Source organism: Vibrio sp. 1CM2L, from assembly GCF_023161695.1.
Lineage (GTDB): Bacteria > Pseudomonadota > Gammaproteobacteria > Enterobacterales > Vibrionaceae > Vibrio > Vibrio coralliirubri.
Genome location: NZ_JALNTT010000003.1, coordinates 176,500 through 196,675, shown reverse-complemented (window position 1 = coordinate 196,675; position 20,176 = coordinate 176,500). Strand labels below are relative to the sequence as shown.

Annotated in this window: 17 protein-coding genes; 7 read left to right on the top strand and 10 right to left on the bottom strand. The window is 45.7% G+C overall.

Annotation, left to right across the window (positions count from 1 at the left end; translation table 11 throughout):
* Positions 1-768 precede the first annotated feature (768 nt).
* On the bottom strand, positions 769-1,677 hold the full coding sequence (locus MSG34_RS10905) for a TIM44-like domain-containing protein (RefSeq protein WP_248337373.1): 909 nt from the start codon (positions 1,675-1,677) through the stop codon (positions 769-771).
* A 196-nt stretch (positions 1,678-1,873) separates the two neighbouring features.
* Here MSG34_RS10905 and MSG34_RS10900 point away from each other — a divergent pair, with 196 nt between their 5' ends.
* From MSG34_RS10900 to MSG34_RS10890, 3 genes are all read left to right on the top strand, one after another.
* Positions 1,874-2,464, top strand: a complete 591-nt coding sequence (locus MSG34_RS10900) for a TetR-like C-terminal domain-containing protein (protein ID WP_017064073.1) — start codon at positions 1,874-1,876, stop codon at positions 2,462-2,464.
* Between the two features lie 17 nt (positions 2,465-2,481).
* Positions 2,482-4,356: an MFS transporter gene (locus MSG34_RS10895; protein WP_248337371.1), complete on the top strand. Its 1,875-nt coding sequence runs from the start codon at positions 2,482-2,484 to the stop codon at positions 4,354-4,356.
* Between the two features lie 146 nt (positions 4,357-4,502).
* Entirely contained in the window at positions 4,503-5,423 is a 921-nt protein-coding gene (locus MSG34_RS10890; RefSeq protein ID WP_048613077.1) for a putative sulfate exporter family transporter, read from the top strand.
* Between the two features lie 133 nt (positions 5,424-5,556).
* Here MSG34_RS10890 and MSG34_RS10885 read toward each other — a convergent pair whose 3' ends face one another.
* Positions 5,557-5,724 (bottom strand): hypothetical protein, encoded by a 168-nt coding sequence (locus MSG34_RS10885; RefSeq protein WP_017056955.1) that lies wholly within the window; start codon positions 5,722-5,724, stop codon positions 5,557-5,559.
* Between the two features lie 106 nt (positions 5,725-5,830).
* Positions 5,831-6,709, bottom strand: coding sequence for a LysR substrate-binding domain-containing protein (locus MSG34_RS10880; protein WP_048613079.1), 879 nt, complete (start codon positions 6,707-6,709; stop codon positions 5,831-5,833).
* A gap of 193 nt (positions 6,710-6,902) precedes the next feature.
* Between MSG34_RS10880 and nagE the strand changes: the two genes are divergently transcribed.
* The gene (gene nagE, locus MSG34_RS10875; RefSeq protein ID WP_170930211.1) at positions 6,903-8,348 is read left to right on the top strand and encodes an N-acetylglucosamine-specific PTS transporter subunit IIBC; all 1,446 of its coding nucleotides are present in this window, start codon (positions 6,903-6,905) and stop codon (positions 8,346-8,348) included.
* Positions 8,349-8,472: 124 nt separating this feature from the next.
* Here the strand turns inward: nagE and menE are convergent, their stop codons facing one another.
* The 6 genes from menE to MSG34_RS10845 all read right to left on the bottom strand — a co-directional run bounded on the left by menE (position 8,473) and on the right by MSG34_RS10845 (position 15,864).
* Positions 8,473-9,909: an o-succinylbenzoate--CoA ligase gene (gene menE / locus MSG34_RS10870; RefSeq protein ID WP_248337369.1), complete on the bottom strand. Its 1,437-nt coding sequence runs from the start codon at positions 9,907-9,909 to the stop codon at positions 8,473-8,475.
* A 64-nt stretch (positions 9,910-9,973) separates the two neighbouring features.
* Positions 9,974-10,981: an o-succinylbenzoate synthase gene (gene menC, locus MSG34_RS10865; RefSeq protein WP_248337367.1), complete on the bottom strand. Its 1,008-nt coding sequence runs from the start codon at positions 10,979-10,981 to the stop codon at positions 9,974-9,976.
* A gap of 75 nt (positions 10,982-11,056) precedes the next feature.
* The gene (gene menB, locus MSG34_RS10860) at positions 11,057-11,923 is read right to left on the bottom strand and encodes a 1,4-dihydroxy-2-naphthoyl-CoA synthase (RefSeq protein WP_017060170.1); all 867 of its coding nucleotides are present in this window, start codon (positions 11,921-11,923) and stop codon (positions 11,057-11,059) included.
* Positions 11,924-12,025: 102 nt separating this feature from the next.
* Positions 12,026-12,826, bottom strand: coding sequence for a 2-succinyl-6-hydroxy-2,4-cyclohexadiene-1-carboxylate synthase (menH, locus tag MSG34_RS10855; RefSeq protein ID WP_048661466.1), 801 nt, complete (start codon positions 12,824-12,826; stop codon positions 12,026-12,028).
* 9 nt (positions 12,827-12,835) lie between these two features.
* Positions 12,836-14,560 (bottom strand): 2-succinyl-5-enolpyruvyl-6-hydroxy-3-cyclohexene-1-carboxylic-acid synthase, encoded by a 1,725-nt coding sequence (menD, locus tag MSG34_RS10850; RefSeq protein ID WP_248337365.1) that lies wholly within the window; start codon positions 14,558-14,560, stop codon positions 12,836-12,838.
* Positions 14,557-15,864, bottom strand: a complete 1,308-nt coding sequence (locus tag MSG34_RS10845) for an isochorismate synthase MenF (RefSeq protein WP_065583685.1) — start codon at positions 15,862-15,864, stop codon at positions 14,557-14,559. The genes menD and MSG34_RS10845 overlap by 4 nt, the downstream gene beginning before the upstream one ends.
* Positions 15,865-16,160: 296 nt before the next feature.
* Here MSG34_RS10845 and MSG34_RS10840 point away from each other — a divergent pair, with 296 nt between their 5' ends.
* The 3 genes from MSG34_RS10840 to MSG34_RS10830 all read left to right on the top strand — a co-directional run bounded on the left by MSG34_RS10840 (position 16,161) and on the right by MSG34_RS10830 (position 19,546).
* Positions 16,161-17,393 (top strand): pyridoxal phosphate-dependent aminotransferase, encoded by a 1,233-nt coding sequence (locus tag MSG34_RS10840; protein ID WP_017060166.1) that lies wholly within the window; start codon positions 16,161-16,163, stop codon positions 17,391-17,393.
* A 169-nt stretch (positions 17,394-17,562) separates the two neighbouring features.
* On the top strand, positions 17,563-18,147 hold the full coding sequence (yfbR, locus tag MSG34_RS10835) for a 5'-deoxynucleotidase (protein WP_017080360.1): 585 nt from the start codon (positions 17,563-17,565) through the stop codon (positions 18,145-18,147).
* A 55-nt stretch (positions 18,148-18,202) separates the two neighbouring features.
* Positions 18,203-19,546: an anti-phage deoxyguanosine triphosphatase gene (locus MSG34_RS10830; RefSeq protein ID WP_248337363.1), complete on the top strand. Its 1,344-nt coding sequence runs from the start codon at positions 18,203-18,205 to the stop codon at positions 19,544-19,546.
* Positions 19,547-19,572: 26 nt separating this feature from the next.
* On the opposite strand, the gene MSG34_RS10825 is transcribed toward MSG34_RS10830, so the two are convergent.
* Positions 19,573-20,172: a tRNA-uridine aminocarboxypropyltransferase gene (locus MSG34_RS10825; protein ID WP_248337361.1), complete on the bottom strand. Its 600-nt coding sequence runs from the start codon at positions 20,170-20,172 to the stop codon at positions 19,573-19,575.
* Between the last annotated feature and the right edge of the window lie 4 nt (positions 20,173-20,176).

Below are 20,176 nucleotides of genomic sequence, written 5' to 3'. Positions count from 1 at the left end.
GTGGCCAAAGGGAGCAGACTGTAAATCTGCCGGCACTGCCTTCGATGGTTCGAATCCGTCTCCCTCCACCATATTCTCCTTAATTGGAAAATCGAAAAGCCAACTCATCGAGTTGGCTTTTTTCGTTTCTGTGCTTTATCTCTTTCTAAACGTATCTTTGTAAACGTGTCTTTCTAAAACAGCCCTTACCTTCCTAAACACTAACCCGCTACAACCCAAAAGAAAGGCTAAGCGATCTAGCCCATGCAAACATCAGTGATCCCAAACTTCTGTATGACGCTCGCACACCAGATAAGCAGCGCAGCCTAAGCAATTGGTCGATACATGTTCTTCGCATTCATTCGCAATTCTCTGTTTCTGCTGCAAAGTAATCTCAGGCTCCAATACGGGTTCAAAGAACTTTGTCATTACTCACCACATCCAAATAAAATCAGTTAGTTAGTTAGTTAGTTAGTTAGTTAGTTAGTCTCAGGTTAATCCAATCTTTGGATAAGTTAATCTCTTAATATTTGTCGTGATGACACACTTCCGCTACTCATGTTCTTTGTCTGTTCCGCACGTTTTCGTCATATTGGCATTGTTCCTTGAATCTGAACCCCTTCCCTCTTCCCCAAAAAACAAGCTCAAAGCCAATTTCCCTGCTGCGACTTATAGACACATATACATTAGATACAAAAAAGCCCCTGCTGATTTCTCAGCAGGGGCTTTCTATTATTTGGTGTCATTCCGAATAACTACATCCTATTGATGTTGAGTTAAATCCTGGAATTAACCTTGAATACCAACAATTAACCAAGGTGCATTGTTAGTTGTTAGGTCACGCTCAAGGTGCCAGATATCAGTGATATCTTCTTCAACGCCATCCGCTGTGTCACGGTAACGACCGCTAAACTGAAGACTTAGCTGTGCTTTGCTACCATCGTGGTCTGCGCGAACGAATTCAGCATCAACGTACATTACGTCAGTGTGCTGATCACCGTCTAGCTTATTGCGCTCAGCTTTTAGGTCTTCAAATAAGCTTGGAGATACGTATTCTTCAATCGTGTTTAGCTCGTTGTGATTCCATGCACCTTGCAGTGTACGGTAGTGCTCACGAGAACCGTTGATGAATGCCGCTTGATCAAAGCCCGGTGGGTAGTTATGTGGAACATCGCTTTGTGCACCAAAACCGAAACCACCAGCAGCGCCTTGTGATTGAGGTTGTGCTTGCTCGAAGTTATGAACATTTGGTTGTTGCTTAGGTTGTTCAAACTTGTTCTGACCCATGCCGCCGAATGCTGGCTGTTGGCCACGTGCATTCTGCTGATTCATTGAGCCCTGCTTCGCGCCCAACATTCCGCGTAGGAATTTAAACGCTAGGAAAGCAATCAGACCCATAATCAGAATATCCATGAACTGGATACCTTCAAATGCACCACCAAAGAATGCTGCTAAAAGACCACCAGCAAGTAAGCCACCTAGTAGACCGCCCATAAGGCCTTTCTTGCTAGAGTTAGCTGCTGTGTTCTTACCTGTTTGATCTTGACGGATCGAATTCGTGTTTTGTTGTTTTGGTGCTGGAGCCGTTTTAAAGCTTTTGCCAAATGACTTACCACCACCAAACTTTTTCGCTTCCGCGATTGGCGTCACCGCGACTGTTACCAACAGGATCGCGACTAGTGAGAAAAATCGTTTCATTATTATCCTTTATAGGTTTTTTATCTTTCGACACCTTAATCATACTCGTTAACAAAGAACAATGAAATATTCACCGTGTTTACACATGTATCATAATATTGCGGCTATTAATTGATTACTAAACTAGCGAAGGGATTGACGGCACTCAGGGGCAGCATTAAAATATTGAACGATGTTCATTTAATAGAAAGTACCCATGGCAAGACGAAACGATCATACTCGCGAACAATTAGTGCAATTAACCTTAAAAACGGTAACCGACTTCTTAGAAGAGCACTCTTATCACGAGCTAAGTCTACGTAAAATCGCCAATATGATTGGTTACGTTCCAAGTACCTTAGTGAATGTATTTGGTAACTACAACCTACTGCTTTTGCATGTGGTCGCTCAAACATTAGATGAACTGGCGTCAGAATCTGCTGCTGCTGTTGAACAATCGAGCAACCCTCAACAAGCTCTATTCAACCTTGCCTACTGCTATCACGATTTTGCACAGAGACACCCTCACCGTTGGCAGCTTATCTTTGAGCACAACATGAACGGTGAAAACCTTCCTGAATGGCAATCGAATCGCATCGATAGAATGACAGGCATGCTAGAACAGTTGCTAGTAGCGATTGCTCCTGAACATACGAAAAGCGAAGTCGTTAAAGCCAGCCGTGTATTATGGTCTGGAGTACACGGAATTACTCTACTTAGCGTTGATGATAAATTTTTCGCCTCTGAGCCTATTGATGGTAAAGAGCTGATCAATAACCTAGTCTCAAACTACTTAACCAACTGGTAATCATCCAAGGAAAGACAATGAACAACAGCAGCCAATCTTCGCTGTTAACGCAAAAAAGGTTCCTACCCTACTTTGTTACCCAATTTCTAGGAGCCTTTAACGACAACATATTCAAAAATGTCCTGTTACTGTTTGTTGCTTTCGCAAGCGTAGACACGCTGCCTATTTCCAGCAATCTATTCATTAATTTGGCCGCTGGCCTTTTTATTCTGCCCTTCTTCTTATTTTCAGCTTTGGCCGGTGTACTGGCCGACAAATACGAAAAATCGTGGTTCATCCGTAAGGTTAAGCTCCTTGAAGTAGTAATCATGTCACTGGGTGCGATCGGTTTTATCTACGAAAGCTACGGAATATTACTTCTGCTTCTGTTCCTTATGGGAACGCAGAGTGCTTTCTTTGGCCCGGTGAAATACGCCCTGCTTCCACAGCAGTTAGAAACAAAAGAACTGGTAGCTGGTAATGCTCTTGTTGAGACAGGTACATTCTTAGCGATCCTGATTGGAACTCTAGGTGCAGGCATCATTGCATCTGAAGAAGGCGCGAAGCTCATCGCTGCGGTGTGTATTGTTTCGTTTGCCGTGCTTGGCTATATATCGAGCTGCTTTATCCCACAAGCGCCAAGTAATGCACCAGACCTTAAGGTAAAGTGGCAACCTGTAAAACTGACCCGCGCGACACTGGCGATTGCCAAAAAAGATCGCCCGACCTTTCAAGCTCTGATGTCTATCAGCTGGTTCTGGTTCCTTGGTGCGGCTTACCTAACTCAGTTTCCCAACTTCACTAAACTGCATCTAAACGGCACTGAAAGCTCCGTCGCCTTTTTACTGGCACTATTCTCGGTAGGCATTGCAATCGGCTCTTTGGCTTGCGATAAGTTATCTAATCACCGAATTGAAATCGGCATCGTGCCAATGGGCAGCTTAGGTATCTCGATCTTCGGTCTTCTGATGGCGATATCCATCCCGGAGTCTTTGCCTGACTTTAGTTCTTTCCATCAATTCGTCACCTACTCAGAGCTGTGGCCACTGTTTGCTTACCTTCTGCTTCTGGGGATCTCTGGCGGTATCTTTATCGTTCCTCTGTATTCACTGATGCAGTTACGTGCTAAGCCCGACGAGCGTGCCCAAGTGATTGCCGGGCTCAATATTTATAACTCACTGTTCATGGTGGGAAGTGCGGTTTTAGGTATTGTTTGCCTTAGTGTTCTAGAGCTTTCAATTCCACAGCTGTTTATCTTGCTCGCGGTGGGCAACACTTTGGTGATGCTGTACCTGTTTTATCAGGTGCCTATCTACGCTTTCCGCTTCTTTACGTGGGTGGTCACTCACACCATGTATCGAGTTAAACATAAGAACTTACATCACCTGCCAGAAAAAGGCGGCGCGTTGATTGTCTGCAACCATGTGAGTTATATGGATGCACTGCTGCTGAGTGCGGTTTGCCCTCGCTTGATCCGTTTTGTGATGGAAGAGGATTACACCAAGTTGCCGCCAATTCGACGCTTCTTGAAAAGAGCTGGGGTGATTCCAATCTCCGCCACCAACCGCAACTCGATTCGAAACGCTTTCAAAGAAGTAGAGCGTGCCCTACATGAAGGTCACATCGTGTGTATTTTCCCAGAAGGAAAGCTCACCTCTGATGGCGAAGTGGCTGAGTTCATGCGAGGTATGGAGCTGATCATCAAACGTTCCCCTGTCCCAGTGATTCCTATGGCTCTCAAAGGATTATGGGGCAGCTACTTTAGTCGTTACAAAGGCCGTGCCTGCAAAGGGTTACCCACTCGCTTCTGGACCAAGCTAGAGATAGAAGCGGGCGAGCCGATTTCACCTAAAGAAGCCTCTTGTGAAACGCTTCGACAGTCAGTCTCTGACCTTCGCGGATCACTACGCTAGTTAACCAGCCCTTTATTCATATCAGCTGAACAAGCGTTAAGTTTTCCTTAACGTTTGTTCAATTCATTTAGACTTACTTATCATTTTATTGAACGTATAGTGGTCTCATCACAATAACGCCACAACAAAACAAGACTCTAAATACAATGAACCTAAAAAAGTCCGTTCCATTTTATCTTGCTGCACTGTTTTGCTTAACGCCTTGGGTTAGCTCACCGACAGCCCTGGTTATCGGTTTCCTGCTTGCTAGTTTAGGTTTAGTCCCTGAACACTTGGAAGTCGGCAAACTTACCAAAAAGCTACTGGCCTACTCTATTGTTGGCTTGGGTTTTGGTATTCAGTTTGAAAAAGCATTAGCAGTAACAGGCGATGGTATTGGGCTCATTGTAACGACGATTATCGGTACATTAGTCATTGGTTGGTTCTTGGCTAAACGAATGGGGTTAGACCGCACTACAGGCTACCTTATCTCTTCTGGTACCGCGATTTGTGGTGGTAGCGCGATAGCAGCTGTGGCGCCCGCTATCAAAGCAGACGATGAACAGATTGGCTTGGCATTAGCCACTGTATTCGTGTTGAACTCGGTTGCTCTATTCTTATTCCCAATGATTGGTCACGCGCTTGAACTCAGCCAACAAACATTTGGTACTTGGGCAGCTATTGCGATTCACGATACGTCTTCTGTTGTCGGTGCAGCTTCAGCGTATGGCGAAGAAGCACTGACGACAGCGACAACATTGAAGCTCGCTCGCGCACTTTGGATCATCCCAATCGCTTTAATCAGTGCGATGATCTTCAAGAACGATCAAAAGAAGATTACAGTTCCCTACTTCATTTTCTTCTATTGCGCCGCTATCGCGGTGAGTGACTTACTGCCACAATTTGAGATGGTCTATCAAGGAATCTTTGATGTCTCTAAGCGAGCACTGGTAGTGTGTTTGTTCTTAATTGGCTGTGGTATTTCAGTTGAGAAGTTAAAAGCGGCAGGGCCAAAACCATTGATGTTTGGTATTACGATGTGGGTCATGATCTCGACAGGTTCATTAGCATGGTTAACTCTCGCCTAGCCTGCATAGAAACGCTTTAGATGGTTGTTCGGTTACCTAGACACTCGGGTTAGCGAGCAACAAAACAAAAAGGCAAAGCTCCAATGGGCTTTGCCTTTATCGTTTGTGGTAAGGATATTCTTTGTTGCAGCAATCACGAATCAAACAGGGGCTTATCACTCTTCTTACTCTCTCTTTTCATTAAAACAAGTACCACAACCAACACAAATGCGGTGAGCTCAGCCAACGAACGAGTCAACCCTGACGAGATGACCGCTTGGCCTATCTGCAGTAAAACCGCAATGATGAGGGCAATTTTCATAATAAGACCTTATTCTATAATCCGTTATTTATATGGCTTATTATGATGGATGGTTATAAAGATAATAAATTCTGTTTTGAACTATCTAATTGCTAAATTAACTAACCTAACGCAACTGCCCTTCTAACCACTTAATAAAGGTTCTTACCTTAGGCCGTTTTTCCGTGCCTAGCGGGCAGATTAAGTCATACCCTTGGTCTGTATCCATGCTCGGATAAGGTGTTATGAGCTCACCAGTCTGAACATACTGCTTAACAAAATGATAGCGCCCCATCGCGACACCGATATTACTGAGGGCACTTCTTACGCCCATATCTCGGTGGCTCACGCAGTAAAATTGCTCAAACAAGTTCACATCCAAGCCGTGGTGTTTAATCCAACGCTGCCATACATCTGACCCTAGTGCATGAATGAAATTAATCCGGTGCAGCGATTCTAAGCCATCATCAAAGATGTCGTGCTCAGCCGCGTAACTCGGTGTACACACCGGAATATACTTTTCACCGAACAGGCGCTGTCGATGCATGTCTTTGAGATCTTCAGCACCATAGTAAATGGCGACATCGAGATGATTTTGATGAAAATCCTGCTCTTCTTGCGAGAAAATGTTGAGATTAAACTTAGGATATCGCTTTTTAAAATCAGCCAGTCTTGGTAGTAACCAACTGTTAGCAAATGCAGGACTGGTACCGATATTGATCTGTCCATACAAGTCTGTGTTGGTAATGTCTTCGATCTCACCAAAAATAGAGCTTAACGACTTGGATAACGTTCGTTGAAAGCGCTGGCCTTCTTCCGTTAGTTCCAGTTTACGAGTCCCTCGCACAAACAAGTTAAATCCGAGTTCACCTTCTAACACTTTGATTCGATGGCTAACGGCTCCCTGAGTCAGATGCAACTTTTTCGCCGCTAGCGTAAAGCTCATTTTCTCTGCAGCAACATTAAAAGTATGAAGATTTCTAAGTAAAGATTGATGGTTAGCCATACGAACTCATGCATTAAAAATTTTAATTCATACTACTACCCGTTTCGTTTGTTTGCATTAAGAAATAAGTTTTTAATAGCCGCAGTTACTTAAAATCCTGCCTCGATCAACCTTTGACTCCATGCGTTGACGAGCAGAAACATTAAAAAAATTAATTACAAACTTAGGGGCACATATGAATATACTCGGGTATATGCAAAAAGTAGGTAAGGCATTGATGGTTCCCGTAGCCACACTGCCAGCTGCAGCAATCCTTATGGGAATCGGCTATTGGTTGGATCCTGTTGGTTGGGGTTCAGAAAGTATCTTAGCCGCATTCTTGATCAAATCTGGTGGCGCGATCATCGACAACATGGCGGTTCTGTTCGCGGTAGGTGTCGCATTTGGTTTGAGCCGTGATAAGAATGGTTCTGCGGCACTGTCTGGTTTTGTGATGTTCCTCGTCGTCACCACGCTACTTGCTCCGGGCTCTGTTGCTCAGTTAATGGATGTTGAACTCAGTGAAGTGCCAGCGGCATTTGGCAAAATCAGCAACCAATTCGTAGGTATCATTGTGGGTATCATCTCTGCTGAGATCTACAACCGCTACTCAACCGTTGAACTTCCTCAAGCTTTAGCATTCTTCAGTGGTAAGCGTTTGGTTCCTATCCTGACCTCAATCGCAGGTATGGCTCTCTCTTTTGCTCTACTTTACATCTGGCCAGCTGTTTACGACGCTCTGATCGTTCTGGGTATTAAACTAGAAAGCATGGGCGCTGTGGGTGCCGGTCTGTTTGGTTTCTTCAACCGTTTGTTCCTATCAGTTGGTATGCACCACGCTCTTTACCCTGTGTTCTGGTTCGACGTTGTTGGTATTAACGACATTCCAAACTTCTTAGGCGGCGCGCAATCTATCGCTAACGGCACGGGTATTCCGGGCAAAACAGGCATGTACCAAGCGGGCTTCTTCCCTATCATGATGTTTGGCCTACCAGCAGCAGCATTGGCGATGTACCACTGTTCTGATGCGAAAAACAAAAACCAAGTATTCGCAATCATGCTTGCGGCAGCTATGGCTTCATTCTTCACAGGTATTACAGAGCCGCTAGAGTTCAGCTTCATGTTCCTAGCACCGGTGTTGTTCCTACTGCATGCAGTATTAACAGGCCTATCGCTTTACATTGCAGCAAGCATGGAATGGATGGCAGGCTTCGGCTTCTCTGCTGGTTTCGTTGACCTAGTACTATCAAGCCAAAACCCACTAGCGGTTAACTGGTATATGCTACTGGTTCAAGGTGTGGTGTTCTTCGCGCTTTACTACGGTATTTTCCGCTTCGCTATCATCAAGTTCAACCTACGTACTCCAGGTCGTGGTGAAGAGATGGAAGCAGAGAAAGAAACTGAAACGCCAGAAGCATTGGCTAACCTAACCAATAGCTACATTGAAGCGGTTGGTGGTGCAGATAATATTCTAGAAGTCGATAACTGTATTACTCGTCTACGCTTAACTGTGAAAGACTCAGGTGCAGCAGACAGCGATAAACTGAAGAAACTCGGTGCGGCAGGTGTGGTACCGGTTGGTAAAGGTGGCCTGCAAGTTATCATTGGCCTAGGTAAGGTAGATAAAGTCGCTGAGCAAATGAAGAAGGCACTCGCTTAACGCCAAACCTTGAATGACACGATAAATAATTAGAATTTGTGACGGCTTCACCACCGTCACAACCCCCTGAAGCGCAATTACGACTAGTCACCGTGTATTGCGCTTCATTTTATTGCTCTTCGCTCTATTTAGAACGAGTCTGCTGTAACCACTGCGCCAATCCAGCGCGCGAAACCTTAATACCCTGTTGTTCCTGAAGAGGCATTCGATAATACTCAACAGGAAATTTGAACCGTTCAAGACGACCAGTTAATTGCTCGATAAACCACTCTTTGGTTGGCAGATCAGCACAATCGACAATCGCTACAGGTCGGAATCCAAACTCATCATCTTCAATGGGAACAATAAAAACCTGATTAACCTCAGACAATTGATTGAGTATTCGCTCAATTTCTTCGCAATGAATGTTCTCACCACCAGAAATAAACTGATTGTCGGCACGACCAATAATCGACACTTGTTCGCCATCCCACTCACCAAGATCTTTGCTATCAAACCAGCCGTTGTTATCAACTAATGGCGTTAATTTACCTTGATAGTAATACCCGGACGCGAGCGTCTCGCCACCAATAAAGATACGTTTTTCTTCAATTTTTAGCTGGCGATGGTTAAGGACAAAACCGGCGGTGCTGCTGGCATCAACGGGCTTCGCGGTCACGGTTGAAGCCGCTTCGGTCATGCCGTATCCAAGCCATGTTTCGATACCCATTTGTTGAGCTTCGAGCCCAAGTGCTTCTGGTATATGACTACCACCCAAAAGTACATGCGTTAAAGTAAGTGCTTGCTTACTCTTTAACAATCGATGTAGCTGAGTAGCGACTAATGAAGCGTGACTGCATTCTTCTATATCGGTTTCAAGCTGACCTGTGCCTATTTTGATGCAACCACCAGCCGCCAACCAACGATGAACTATCGCCAGCCCCGACACATGGTACATAGGTAAACTCAGTAACCAAGTGTCACCTTGTTGATAACGAAACACCTCAAGCAGCCCTGACGCAGAACACAAGTGCTGCTCAAGTGTATGAACGACCGCTTTTGGGTTTCCGGTAGAGCCTGAAGTGAATACGATGCTCGCTAGGTTTTGCGGATTGAAGTTGGTCTCTTGAGATGTCGTTATCCGACTGTCATCAACATCGACCTTCACTTCATTTAAACAAGGCAAGGTCACCAACTGAGTATTCAAATCAGCAGTCTCTGAATGCTCTATCCCACTACTGTCTAAAAGCCAAAGGTAGCTTTGTTGATCTGCTTGATATAAGGAATCGAGCTTTTGCTTCAGGCGTAAACTAGGCTGAGGCATCGTAAACGCACAAACCACACCCAAATTGAGTGCGGCAAGGTAAGCCGGGAGCACTTCAGCTTGATTCTTACCAACAATCGTCAGTACATCACCTTCAGATAGGCCTTGATGAGATAGCTGTTGTTGGTACTCACTAACCAACACAAACACTTGCTGCCAAGTATAAGTGCGGTGAGTGGTCACTAACGCTGGTTGAAGTGGGTTTTGCTGCGCCCACTGTACCCAGAGCGGGTGATGATTAGATTGTGGGCGCATCATAGGATAACCAAAAATAGATTAAAAACTTGTTAAGCTAACTAAATTGCCATTCAAATAGTTCGGTCTAAGAAGACCAAATCAATTGTTGCTGGTCAAGTGTAGAGACAGGCAACAGACTCCCCGGCCAAGAAACCTCTAGCTGCTGCTTGAACAAGCCAATCGTATCCAGCCCCGGCACTTCGTTTGGCAAATATTGATGCGCCAAACGAGCAATCTGAGTCAGACCTAGGCTCGACTCAATGCTTGAGCTCAATACAGGTTTCATTCCAAGCTTCTGTGCACGCTCAATGATTGCCACACAACGCTCGACAGAACCAATAAGAGTCGGCTTGATCACGACAGCTTTAACACCAGTAAGGTCGCTAAGATCAAACTCTGGGCTTCGCACCGCTTCTTGCAGTGTTTCGTCCCACGCAATCGCTACGCCGTGGTCGATGGCAAAGGCCAAGCTGTCTTCTGGCTTTTGGCAAGGCTCTTCAATAAAGCTAATGCGCTGACGCAGTGACGGCGAAATGTATTTAATAAACTGCTTCGCTTTCTCTGGCTTCCACGCTCGGTTGGCATCAAGTCTTAGGGTCAAATCAGGGATCGACTCAAGGAATAAGCTAACCAGCATACCATCGCGAATCGCTTCGTAGAGGCCGACTTTCACTTTCGCGACCTTCTCGCCTTGCATCTCATTCAATACAGGGATCAGTTCATCTGGATCGCCTGTACACAAAGGCGCAGCTTGGTAGTTACCTTGAGCGTTAAGATCGCCTCGCAATTCCATCATCGCCATTGAAAAGCCAAACGCGACAGAAGGATACAGCTCGTCGAAAGGAGTTTGAGGCTTATTGTGGCTCCAAAGCTCTAATTCGTGTTGAAGCTGAATGCCAGCTTGTTCGGCATCTTCTTGACTAAAACCGGGCAAAGGTGCAACTTCGCCAAAACCAGTTTTACCATCACACTCTAGTTGGATGATATAGCCAACGCGTTCGTTCAACTTATTGTCGCGAAGAACCACCCCACTATCCATAGGTAATTGATAACGGTAAAGTTTAGCGTGACGCTGAGAATTCACTGAGTTCATAAAGTTTCCTAAAAAACGGGGAACATCAAAACAAAACGAGCCGCTATTAGCGACTCATTTTGAAGAGGAGAAAGACTATGGATTACGCGGGAACTTGTCGAAGTCCGGTCGACGTTTCTCGTTGAATGCGTTGCGGCCTTCTTGGCCTTCCTCTGTCATGTAGAACATCATGGTTGCATTACCAGCCAACTCTTGTAAGCCTGCTTGACCATCACAGTCAGCGTTCAGAGCCGCTTTCAAGCAACGCAGTGCCATTGGGCTGTGTTGAAGAACTTCACGACACCAACGAACGGTCTCTTTTTCTAAGTCAGCGACAGGAACAACGGTGTTTACAAGGCCCATGTCCAGTGCTTCTTGTGCATCGTAGAAGCGGCACAAGAACCAGATTTCACGCGCTTTCTTTTGACCAACGATACGAGCCATGTAAGAAGCACCCCAACCGCCATCGAAAGAACCAACTTTAGGACCCGTCTGACCGAACTGCGCGTTTTCAGCAGCAATAGTAAGGTCTGCCATCATGTGAAGTACATGACCGCCGCCTACTGCCCAACCCGATACCGCTGCGATAACTGGTTTTGGACAAGTACGAATTTGACGTTGGAAATCAAGTACGTTCAGGTGGTGTGTACCTGAATCATCTTGGTAGCCGCCGTAGTCACCACGAATACTTTGGTCACCACCAGAACAGAACGCCTTCTCACCAAGACCCGTCAAAATGATCACGCCTACTTTCTCGTCGTAACGAGCGTCAGCCAGTGCGTTGATCATCTCTTTTACGGTTTGTGGACGGAACGCATTGTGGACTTGAGGACGTGCAATCGTGATTTTTGCAATACCATCGTCAGATTTGTGGTACTGAATATCTTCGTATTGACTGCTTTCATCGCTCCAGTTAACTGCCGCGTAAAGTTCTTCTTCTGTGATGCCTACTGTTTTAGCCATGGTGATTCCCATTGTTCTATTAGAGACCACGACTAACGAGTAGTCGTGACGGTGTTGCTCTGCTTTTGATAGTGCTTGATACGAGAGAATCGCTCAGTCAGATTAACGACGACTGGCGATACATTGGATTATCAGGTTGGAAAACAGCTCAGGTTGCTCAAAATGAACATTATGACCCGCGTAATCCACCTGACTATATTCAAAGCCACTATTCTCTGCTAGCTCCATGAATTTACGATCTTTTTCTCCACATACATAATGCAATAAATGCTCATGAGATTTCAATGTGGCACGTAAATCCGGTTGCTTAGCTAACGAAGTAGATAACAACATATTTGCTACGGATACTCCAAGGTTACCACTACGCTTTATGACCAAAGTTTGTCTTTGCTCATGATTTAGTGAAGAAAAGACGCTTTGTTGATACCAATCGTCTAAAACATCTTCAATCGACTGCTGTGCAAAGCGAACAGCCCATTGCGTATCGTGTACTAACCTTTGTGCTCTTTCTTCATCACATTCCAAGCCAAAGTTGCCACCTTCAATGATGACTTTCTCGAGGTTGAGCGTCTCAAAGCAAGGGCTTGTCACCCCATACATAGCGAGCCTTCCGCCCATAGAATACCCAATCACTACGATAGGATAATCGGCAGGAAGATCGTTGAGAGCCAGTTGGGATGTGATGCACTGGACAATTTTCTTGCAGCAATGATCAAACCCTACCGGATCGATAAAGCGACTTTGTCCGTGTCCGGGTAAATCTATGCAAAGGAGAGGAAAATCCTCAAGGAATGGATGACATGCACTCCAATCATCCCCGCTTCCGAGTAAACCATGTAAGAAAACAAGCAAAGGTTTGTCAGAAGAATCTTGTACAGCTGGGTAATAATCGGAGTAAAGCATGTAAAGTCCTTAGGCTAATGCCTCGGTGAGCATTGAACTGAATTGTTTCAGCAAAGTAGACGCTTGTTCGGGAGGCGTCTTAACTTCCACGAGCAAGGTACCCTGACCCTGTTCGAAATGTTGTTCGATAATGTTTTGATAGCAGTTCAAGGTTTCTGGCGCAGCGTACCCCAACTGGAATTGCGCAGCTGCGTGTTCAAAACTGAAACCATGAGGCATTTGATAAAGTGACTGTTTCTGCTGTTCTGGTACCGGCAATAAATCAAAGATCGCACCACCATCATTGTTGGTCACAACAATAACCATCGGCGTTAAATTATGAGTCAGCAGAGCCAGTGAGTTGAGGTCGTAAAGCAAAGAAGTATCGCCAATCAACATCAACAAAGGATTTTGGTTGGCTTTCACTACACCCGCAGCCGTTGCCACCAAGCCATCAATGCCCGATGCACCACGATTGCTGTAAACCCGATTCGCAGATATTGACGACAGCATATCCACCAGCCTTACCATCAAGCTGTTTCCCACAAACAACTCTCTGTCTTTAAGTCTAGACGACAAGTCAACAGCAACACTCAACTCGGTCAGTTGGTCATTATTGGATATTTGTGCGAGTGCGAGTTGCTGAACGGTATTAGCCACCTCGATTAAAGGCGTCGCCCAACCCGAATGTTTGCCCAACAAAGTTGGCAGGTGTTGATCGGTTATCCAGGACTCAATATTGGAAACAATATGAGTTTGAGGCAGATGGTCTTGATTTATACGGTGCGCATCAGGTGAAACCACGACATATTGCGTGCAATCGAACCAAGCCGCTTGTGACTTAACCCATTGGTTTAATCGCTTAGAAACAATGCGCTCACCAAACTGAAGAATGAAATCACACTGGTTGAGTTGCTCTTTGACTGAGTCACTCTGTAACCAGAGATCATAATGCTTCCAATCACTGCTCACGCCCGATTGAGGATCACAGAAAATTGGCCAGCCCAAAGCCGAAGCAAACTGCTGCGCTTTTGTTGCCGCTCCTTTATCAATCGAACCAATAATCACCGCACCTTTACGCGCTAGGTAATCGCCCGGCGCTATCGGCTGTACAGTCAAATGGTTGGGTAAACAGGTATTAGAATACGGGGTTGTTGACGAGCTCCACCCAGCGATACTGTTAGTGTAGTCAGCATACATGTCAGCACTGTTCTTAGAATAGAGCGGCTCTGGGAACGGACAATTGATATGAATCGCACCGCCCACATTGCGTTGTTTCGCAAGCGCGCTATCAACCGATGTTAGAAGCCAATTCAATGAAATCTGTGTGGTTGGACTTGGTAGATATAAAGCACTTTCAACATGGGAAGAAAAGATACCCTGTTGTTGAATCGCTTGATTGGCACCACAGTCGACCAAGTCGATGGGTCTATCAGAGGTCAGCAAGATCAGCTTCTCTCGTGTCAGCCCAGATTCAGCCGTCGCAGGAAGCAAATTCGCCACAGCGGTTCCTGATGTCACAATCACCGCAACTGGCTTGTTGCTGGCTTTAGCTAAGCCTAACGCTAAGAACCCAAGACCACGCTCATCAAAGTGCGTGTGTAAGTTTAACTTGGGATTAGCTTCAGCTTCGAGAGTTAATGGCGTTGAGCGAGAGCCCGGTGCAACACAAACATGTTCAACGCCATTGCGTGCAAGTTCTTCAAGTAACGTGTGACACCAAACTCTGTTTAATACGGCTTGGTCGTGATTCATGACGCCACACCTAATGGTGGGTGATCAGAAATGAGGCTGAGCAGAGTCGACATCTTCTTGTTCAGCTCTTGCCATTCATGTTCGGCAACCGATCCCGGCACGATCCCCGCGCCAGCAAACAGTTGTACTTGATCGTTTACAATCAAGGCGCTTCGAATCGCCACGCAGAATTCCGCTCTCTGATGACTGATATAGCCTACAGAGCCTGCATACCAGCCTCGAGCAAACGGTTCGTGTTCTAGAATGAAATCCATCGCTTCTTTACGCGGCAAACCCGCTACCGCCGCTGTTGGTTGTAAAGCAGCAAGCAACTGCACACCATTAACGCCATTGTTGAGCTGAGCATGGATATTGCGCTTCAAATGCTGCACCTTGCGCAAGCGCACTAGACGCGCATCCTTTTCAACATGGACCGTTTGAGAATGAGGAGTGAGACGCTCAATGATGTCGTCGACCACATACTGGTTCTCATTGAGGTTTTTGCTGTCTTGAGAAAGCCAGTTGGCCAGTTCCATATCCTCAGTTGCGTTCTCTCCGCGACCAATGGTCCCAGCAAGCGCTTCGGTATCGAGCTCAGTACCATGTCGGCTATATAAGCGTTCAGGTGTCGAGCCAATGAAACTATGTTTAGAATCCAGCACCAACATAAAGTGGAAACTGTGGTGATTTTGCAGATAGCTGGCTTTAAGTAATTGAGCTGCGCAGATTGGCGCATCGAGCTGCAGTGTGGTTTTACGCGCTAAAACGACTTTTTTGTACTCTTCGTCGCTAATGCCTTGCAGCACTTTATCGACAAGGTTGCCCCACTGCTCTCTTTCTGGAACGTGATTAATTTGTTCAATATGGGCAGACAAAGGCGCCAATATCGCGGCTTCTACAGAAAGCTTATTCAAAGCATTAATAGAAGAAACACGATCAGGGGACAAGTTAACCGCCAGCGACCAAGTATTGTCAAAGCGGATCAATTCAACCTGAGGAAGGAAGAAAAACGACTCCATGCAGCGACGGTTCTTTGCGGTGTGCCCGTCAAACGAGCGTCCACCCCAGATTCGTTGGTCTTCACCAAGAATCGCGTACGCGGGTGCAGGATCTGAAAACGTATGTAACTGTCCGAGCGCAACAACCTCTTCACGAGTGTCGCGTGACTGCCAGTAGAACTTAGGAAAGAGCGGTTGAGCATGAAGCCATTCTATAAATGCAAACGATGGTTTTTGCGTTAGAACTTCAACACAACGAACTTCGCTTGCTTGGGCATTTTGTACTCGCTCAATCAAAGCGGAGATAGTTTGCTGGAAATGTGACAAATCGACCTCGTTCACATCTAAATTATTATTATATTAGTTTGATACTTTATGGGCAGTACCCACTTAGATCAAGAATGTACTATATCTTTTCAACATTCCTGTGATTTTAAGCGATCCCGCCCCTTTATTCATCTTAGCCAATAACCAAGAAAGCGATTAATTAAAATTTAGAAAAGAGTGACAACAAAAAGGCTAAACGTGACACTGAAATGCGACATTCATCAGATTTTTATTCTATCAAACGCCATTTTGCGGTACTTTAATAAAGTATTTAAATTAATTTCAGGAAATCGGCAATGCAAAATATCGGGATGTCGTCAAAACTCAACAGCGTATGCTACGAAATCAGGGGGCCTGTACTCAAACATGCTAAGCGCATGGAAGAAGAAGGGCATAAAATACTGAAGCTTAATATTGGTAACCCCGCCCCATTTGGTTTTGACGCCCCTGATGAAATCCTTGTTGACGTAATCCGTAACCTACCGACATCTCAAGGTTACTGCGACTCAAAAGGCATCTATTCAGCCCGCAAAGCGGTTGTTCAGCACTACCAGAAAAAAGGCCTACGTAACCTTGATGTAGAAGACGTTTACATTGGTAACGGCGCATCAGAGCTTATCGTTATGTCTATGCAAGCGCTACTGGATAATGGTGATGAAATCTTAGTTCCCGCTCCGGACTACCCACTATGGACAGCGTCTGTTGCGCTTTCTGGTGGTACACCGGTTCACTACATGTGTGATGAAGATGCTGATTGGTATCCAGATTTAGATGACATGCGTGCGAAGATCTCACCAAAGACGCGCGGCATCGTTCTTATCAACCCGAACAACCCAACAGGCGCGGTATACAGCCGTGATTTCCTATTACAAGTGGTTGAGATTGCTCGCGAGCACGGTTTGATCATCTTCGCCGATGAGATCTACGACAAAGTACTTTACGACGGTGCGGTACACACTTCAGTGGCGACACTTGCGGAAGACGTACTAATGGTGACGTTCAACGGCCTATCTAAAGCTTATCGTGTATGTGGTTTCCGTGGTGGTTGGATGTTCTTAACAGGCCCTAAACACCTAGCGAAAGGCTACGTTGAAGGACTAGAAATGCTGGCCTCAATGCGTTTGTGCGCCAATGTTCCGATGCAACATGCCATCCAAACCGCACTCGGTGGCTATCAGAGCATCAATGAGCTGATTCTTCCAGGCGGTCGACTGCTTGAACAGCGTGACCGTGCATGGGAACTGATCAACAAGATCCCTGGCGTTTCTTGTGTGAAACCGAAAGGCGCAATGTACCTGTTCCCTAAAATCGACACAAACATGTACAACATCAAAGACGATCAGAAGTTTGTACTCGACTTCCTTAAGCAAGAGAAAGTGTTATTGGTTCAAGGTACTGGCTTCAACTGGCCGAAACCGGACCACTTCCGCATCGTGACTCTGCCGCACATCGAAGATCTAGAAATCGCGATTGGTCGTCTAGAGCGCTTCTTACAGACTTACAGCCAAGACGACCTCATCGAAGGTTAATAAGCACAAAGAAAGATGGCTACAATTTGCTGTTTTAAAAGACTTTAACTTGTATTCATTCACTTCTATGCTTAAAAGGCTCCTGTTTAGGAGCCTTTTTTGTATCCGCTGTCTCGTATGCCTGCGCAAACACAAAATACGAGTGGAGCACTCTCTAGATAGGACATTTATGAAACAGAGCCATTTCTTTGCCCATCTCGCACGTATGAAGCTAATTCAACGCTGGCCCCTGATGCGATCGGTCTCAAGCGAGAACATTTCAGAACATAGCCTACAAGTTGCTTTCGTGGCACACGCTTTGGCGCTGATCAAAAACAAGAAGTTTGATGGTCAGCTTAACCCCGAACACATTGCTCTGCTTGGCATGTACCACGACACCAGTGAGGTACTGACGGGTGATTTGCCAACGCCTGTTAAATACTACAACCCGGACATTGCACAAGAGTATAAGAAGATAGAAGCCGCAGCAGAACAAAGACTGCTTTCGATGTTGCCAGAAGAATTCCGAGACGACTTCTCCCCCTTCTTAATATCTGGTACTGCGAGTAAAGAAGAGCAAAGCATCGTCAAGCAGGCCGACACCATCTGTGCTTACCTGAAATGCTTGGAAGAGCTCAGTGCGGGCAATCATGAATACGAGCAAGCCAAGCGCCGACTGGAAGAGACACTCGAACAACGCAAAAGCCCAGAAATGGACTACTTTCTCACCACATTTGCGCCGAGCTTTGAATTATCACTAGACGAGATAAGCTAGCTGGGTATAAGTTGTTTTTAATTAGCTAAATAAAATCAATTTGATAGGTGCTATTTTGAATTCTCCACTCGAACCACCCTTTGTACTCGAACAGGAATGGCAGTATCGAAATGACGATGAACACAAAATAAGACGTGATGATCACCGCAGCCCGTATCAGCGTGACCGTGCGCGCGTGCTTCACTCTGCTGCTTTCCGTCGCTTACAAGCGAAAACCCAGATCCATGGCACCACGGTCAATGACTTTCACCGAACACGCCTTACCCACTCCCTCGAAGCGGCGCAACTTGGCACCGGTATCGTCGCTCAATTGAAGAAAAAGCAACCCGAATTTCGAGACCTATTGCCCTCAGACAGTTTGATTGATTCACTGTGTTTGGCTCACGACATCGGTCATCCACCATACGGACATGGTGGCGAAGTCGCACTCAACTACATGATGCGCGACCACGGCGGCTTTGAGGGCAACGCTCAAACGTTTCGTATTGTCACACAGCTAGAACCTTACACTGAACATCACGGGATGAACCTATCTCGACGCACTTTGTTAGGTCTGATTAAGTACCCTTCTCTGCTTAGTGAGGTTCAAGCTAAATTACAGTCTGAGCCCGTTAAGCATCAACGACAGCTCCGTGCTAAAGATTGGATGCCAGCAAAAGGCATCTACGATCATGATGAAGAACTGTTTAACTGGGTGCTTGAGCCGCTTTCAAGCAGCGACCAACAGCTCCTAAAACAGAAAAGAAAAACACACACCGAGCCACTTGAACATAACAAGACCAAATATAAGTCGCTGGATTGTTCGATCATGGAGTTGGCTGATGACATCGCGTATGGCGTGCATGATTTAGAAGATGCGATTGTGCTTGGTTCTGTGACCAAAGCTCAGTGGGTCGAATCGGCTTATCCTCAACTGAAAGAGATGGCCGACCCATGGATTTGTGAACACCTAGATTCAATCACAGAGATGCTTTTCTCTGGTGAACAGTATCGTCGAAAGGATGCGATTGGTGGGATAGTCAACGCCCTGTTGACCAGCATCTCGATTAAGCGAGTGGATGCTAACTTTGAGAATGTGCTTTTGGCATACAATGCGGTGCTTGAACCGAGCATGGACGGCACGCTCGATAAACTGAAACACTTTGTCAGCGAGTTCGTGATTCAAGTGCCACAGGTTCAAGTCATCGAATACAAAGGCCAACAGATCATCATGGATATGTTTGAAGCATTCAGCGCAGATCCGGAACGCTTGCTGCCACTACCCATCAAGAAGCAATGGCTACAACATCAAGATGAATCAAGAAAAATGCGCGTGATAGCGGATTACATCTCATCGATGACCGATGATCTTGCGCAGAAAATGCATCAGCAGCTGTTCTCGGCTCATACCGAGTTTTAACTCCTGACTCGTACCAGTGAATCGGCTTAATCTAAGTAGTTTTTCTCAAACACACCCGGCGGCATTTGATTGATTTGAAACTGAATCATTTGGTCAAATGCCGTTAGCAAAGGGCTAAAGTCGCCATCTCTCTCTAACAAGCTAAGCAAATGATAGCCAGCTTCAACGGTTGAAAGGCTGTTTTCACTGGGTGCTTTGCGAATTCGGTAGTTACCCTTGAGATCTTTCGGTAAATGAACCGTGTTCAACGCATGCAAGTTACTCGATACTTGCCACATCTTGAATGCCTTTTTCCACGTACCATCCAATAAAATTACACGCAGCTTCTTATTAGGACATGTCGCAGACTCAACTGAAGCAGAATTTTCGCTTGGGTATAAAATCACATGTTGGTACTGTTCATCGGCCAGCAATGCGTTCAGTTGTTCATTTTCTGAAAAGTCTTCACCGACAAGCGTCACACTGTTATTTAGAGACAACGAGAGAATACGCGCCGTTCCCATCGGACGATACTCTTCTGATGGGTGCTGAAGAATGATAAGCTCAACATTCGATTCGAGTGGTGTAACCCACTGACAAATACAAGCTTTCAAAGCCTTGCTGCATTGGGGGCAATAACGAGACATGGAT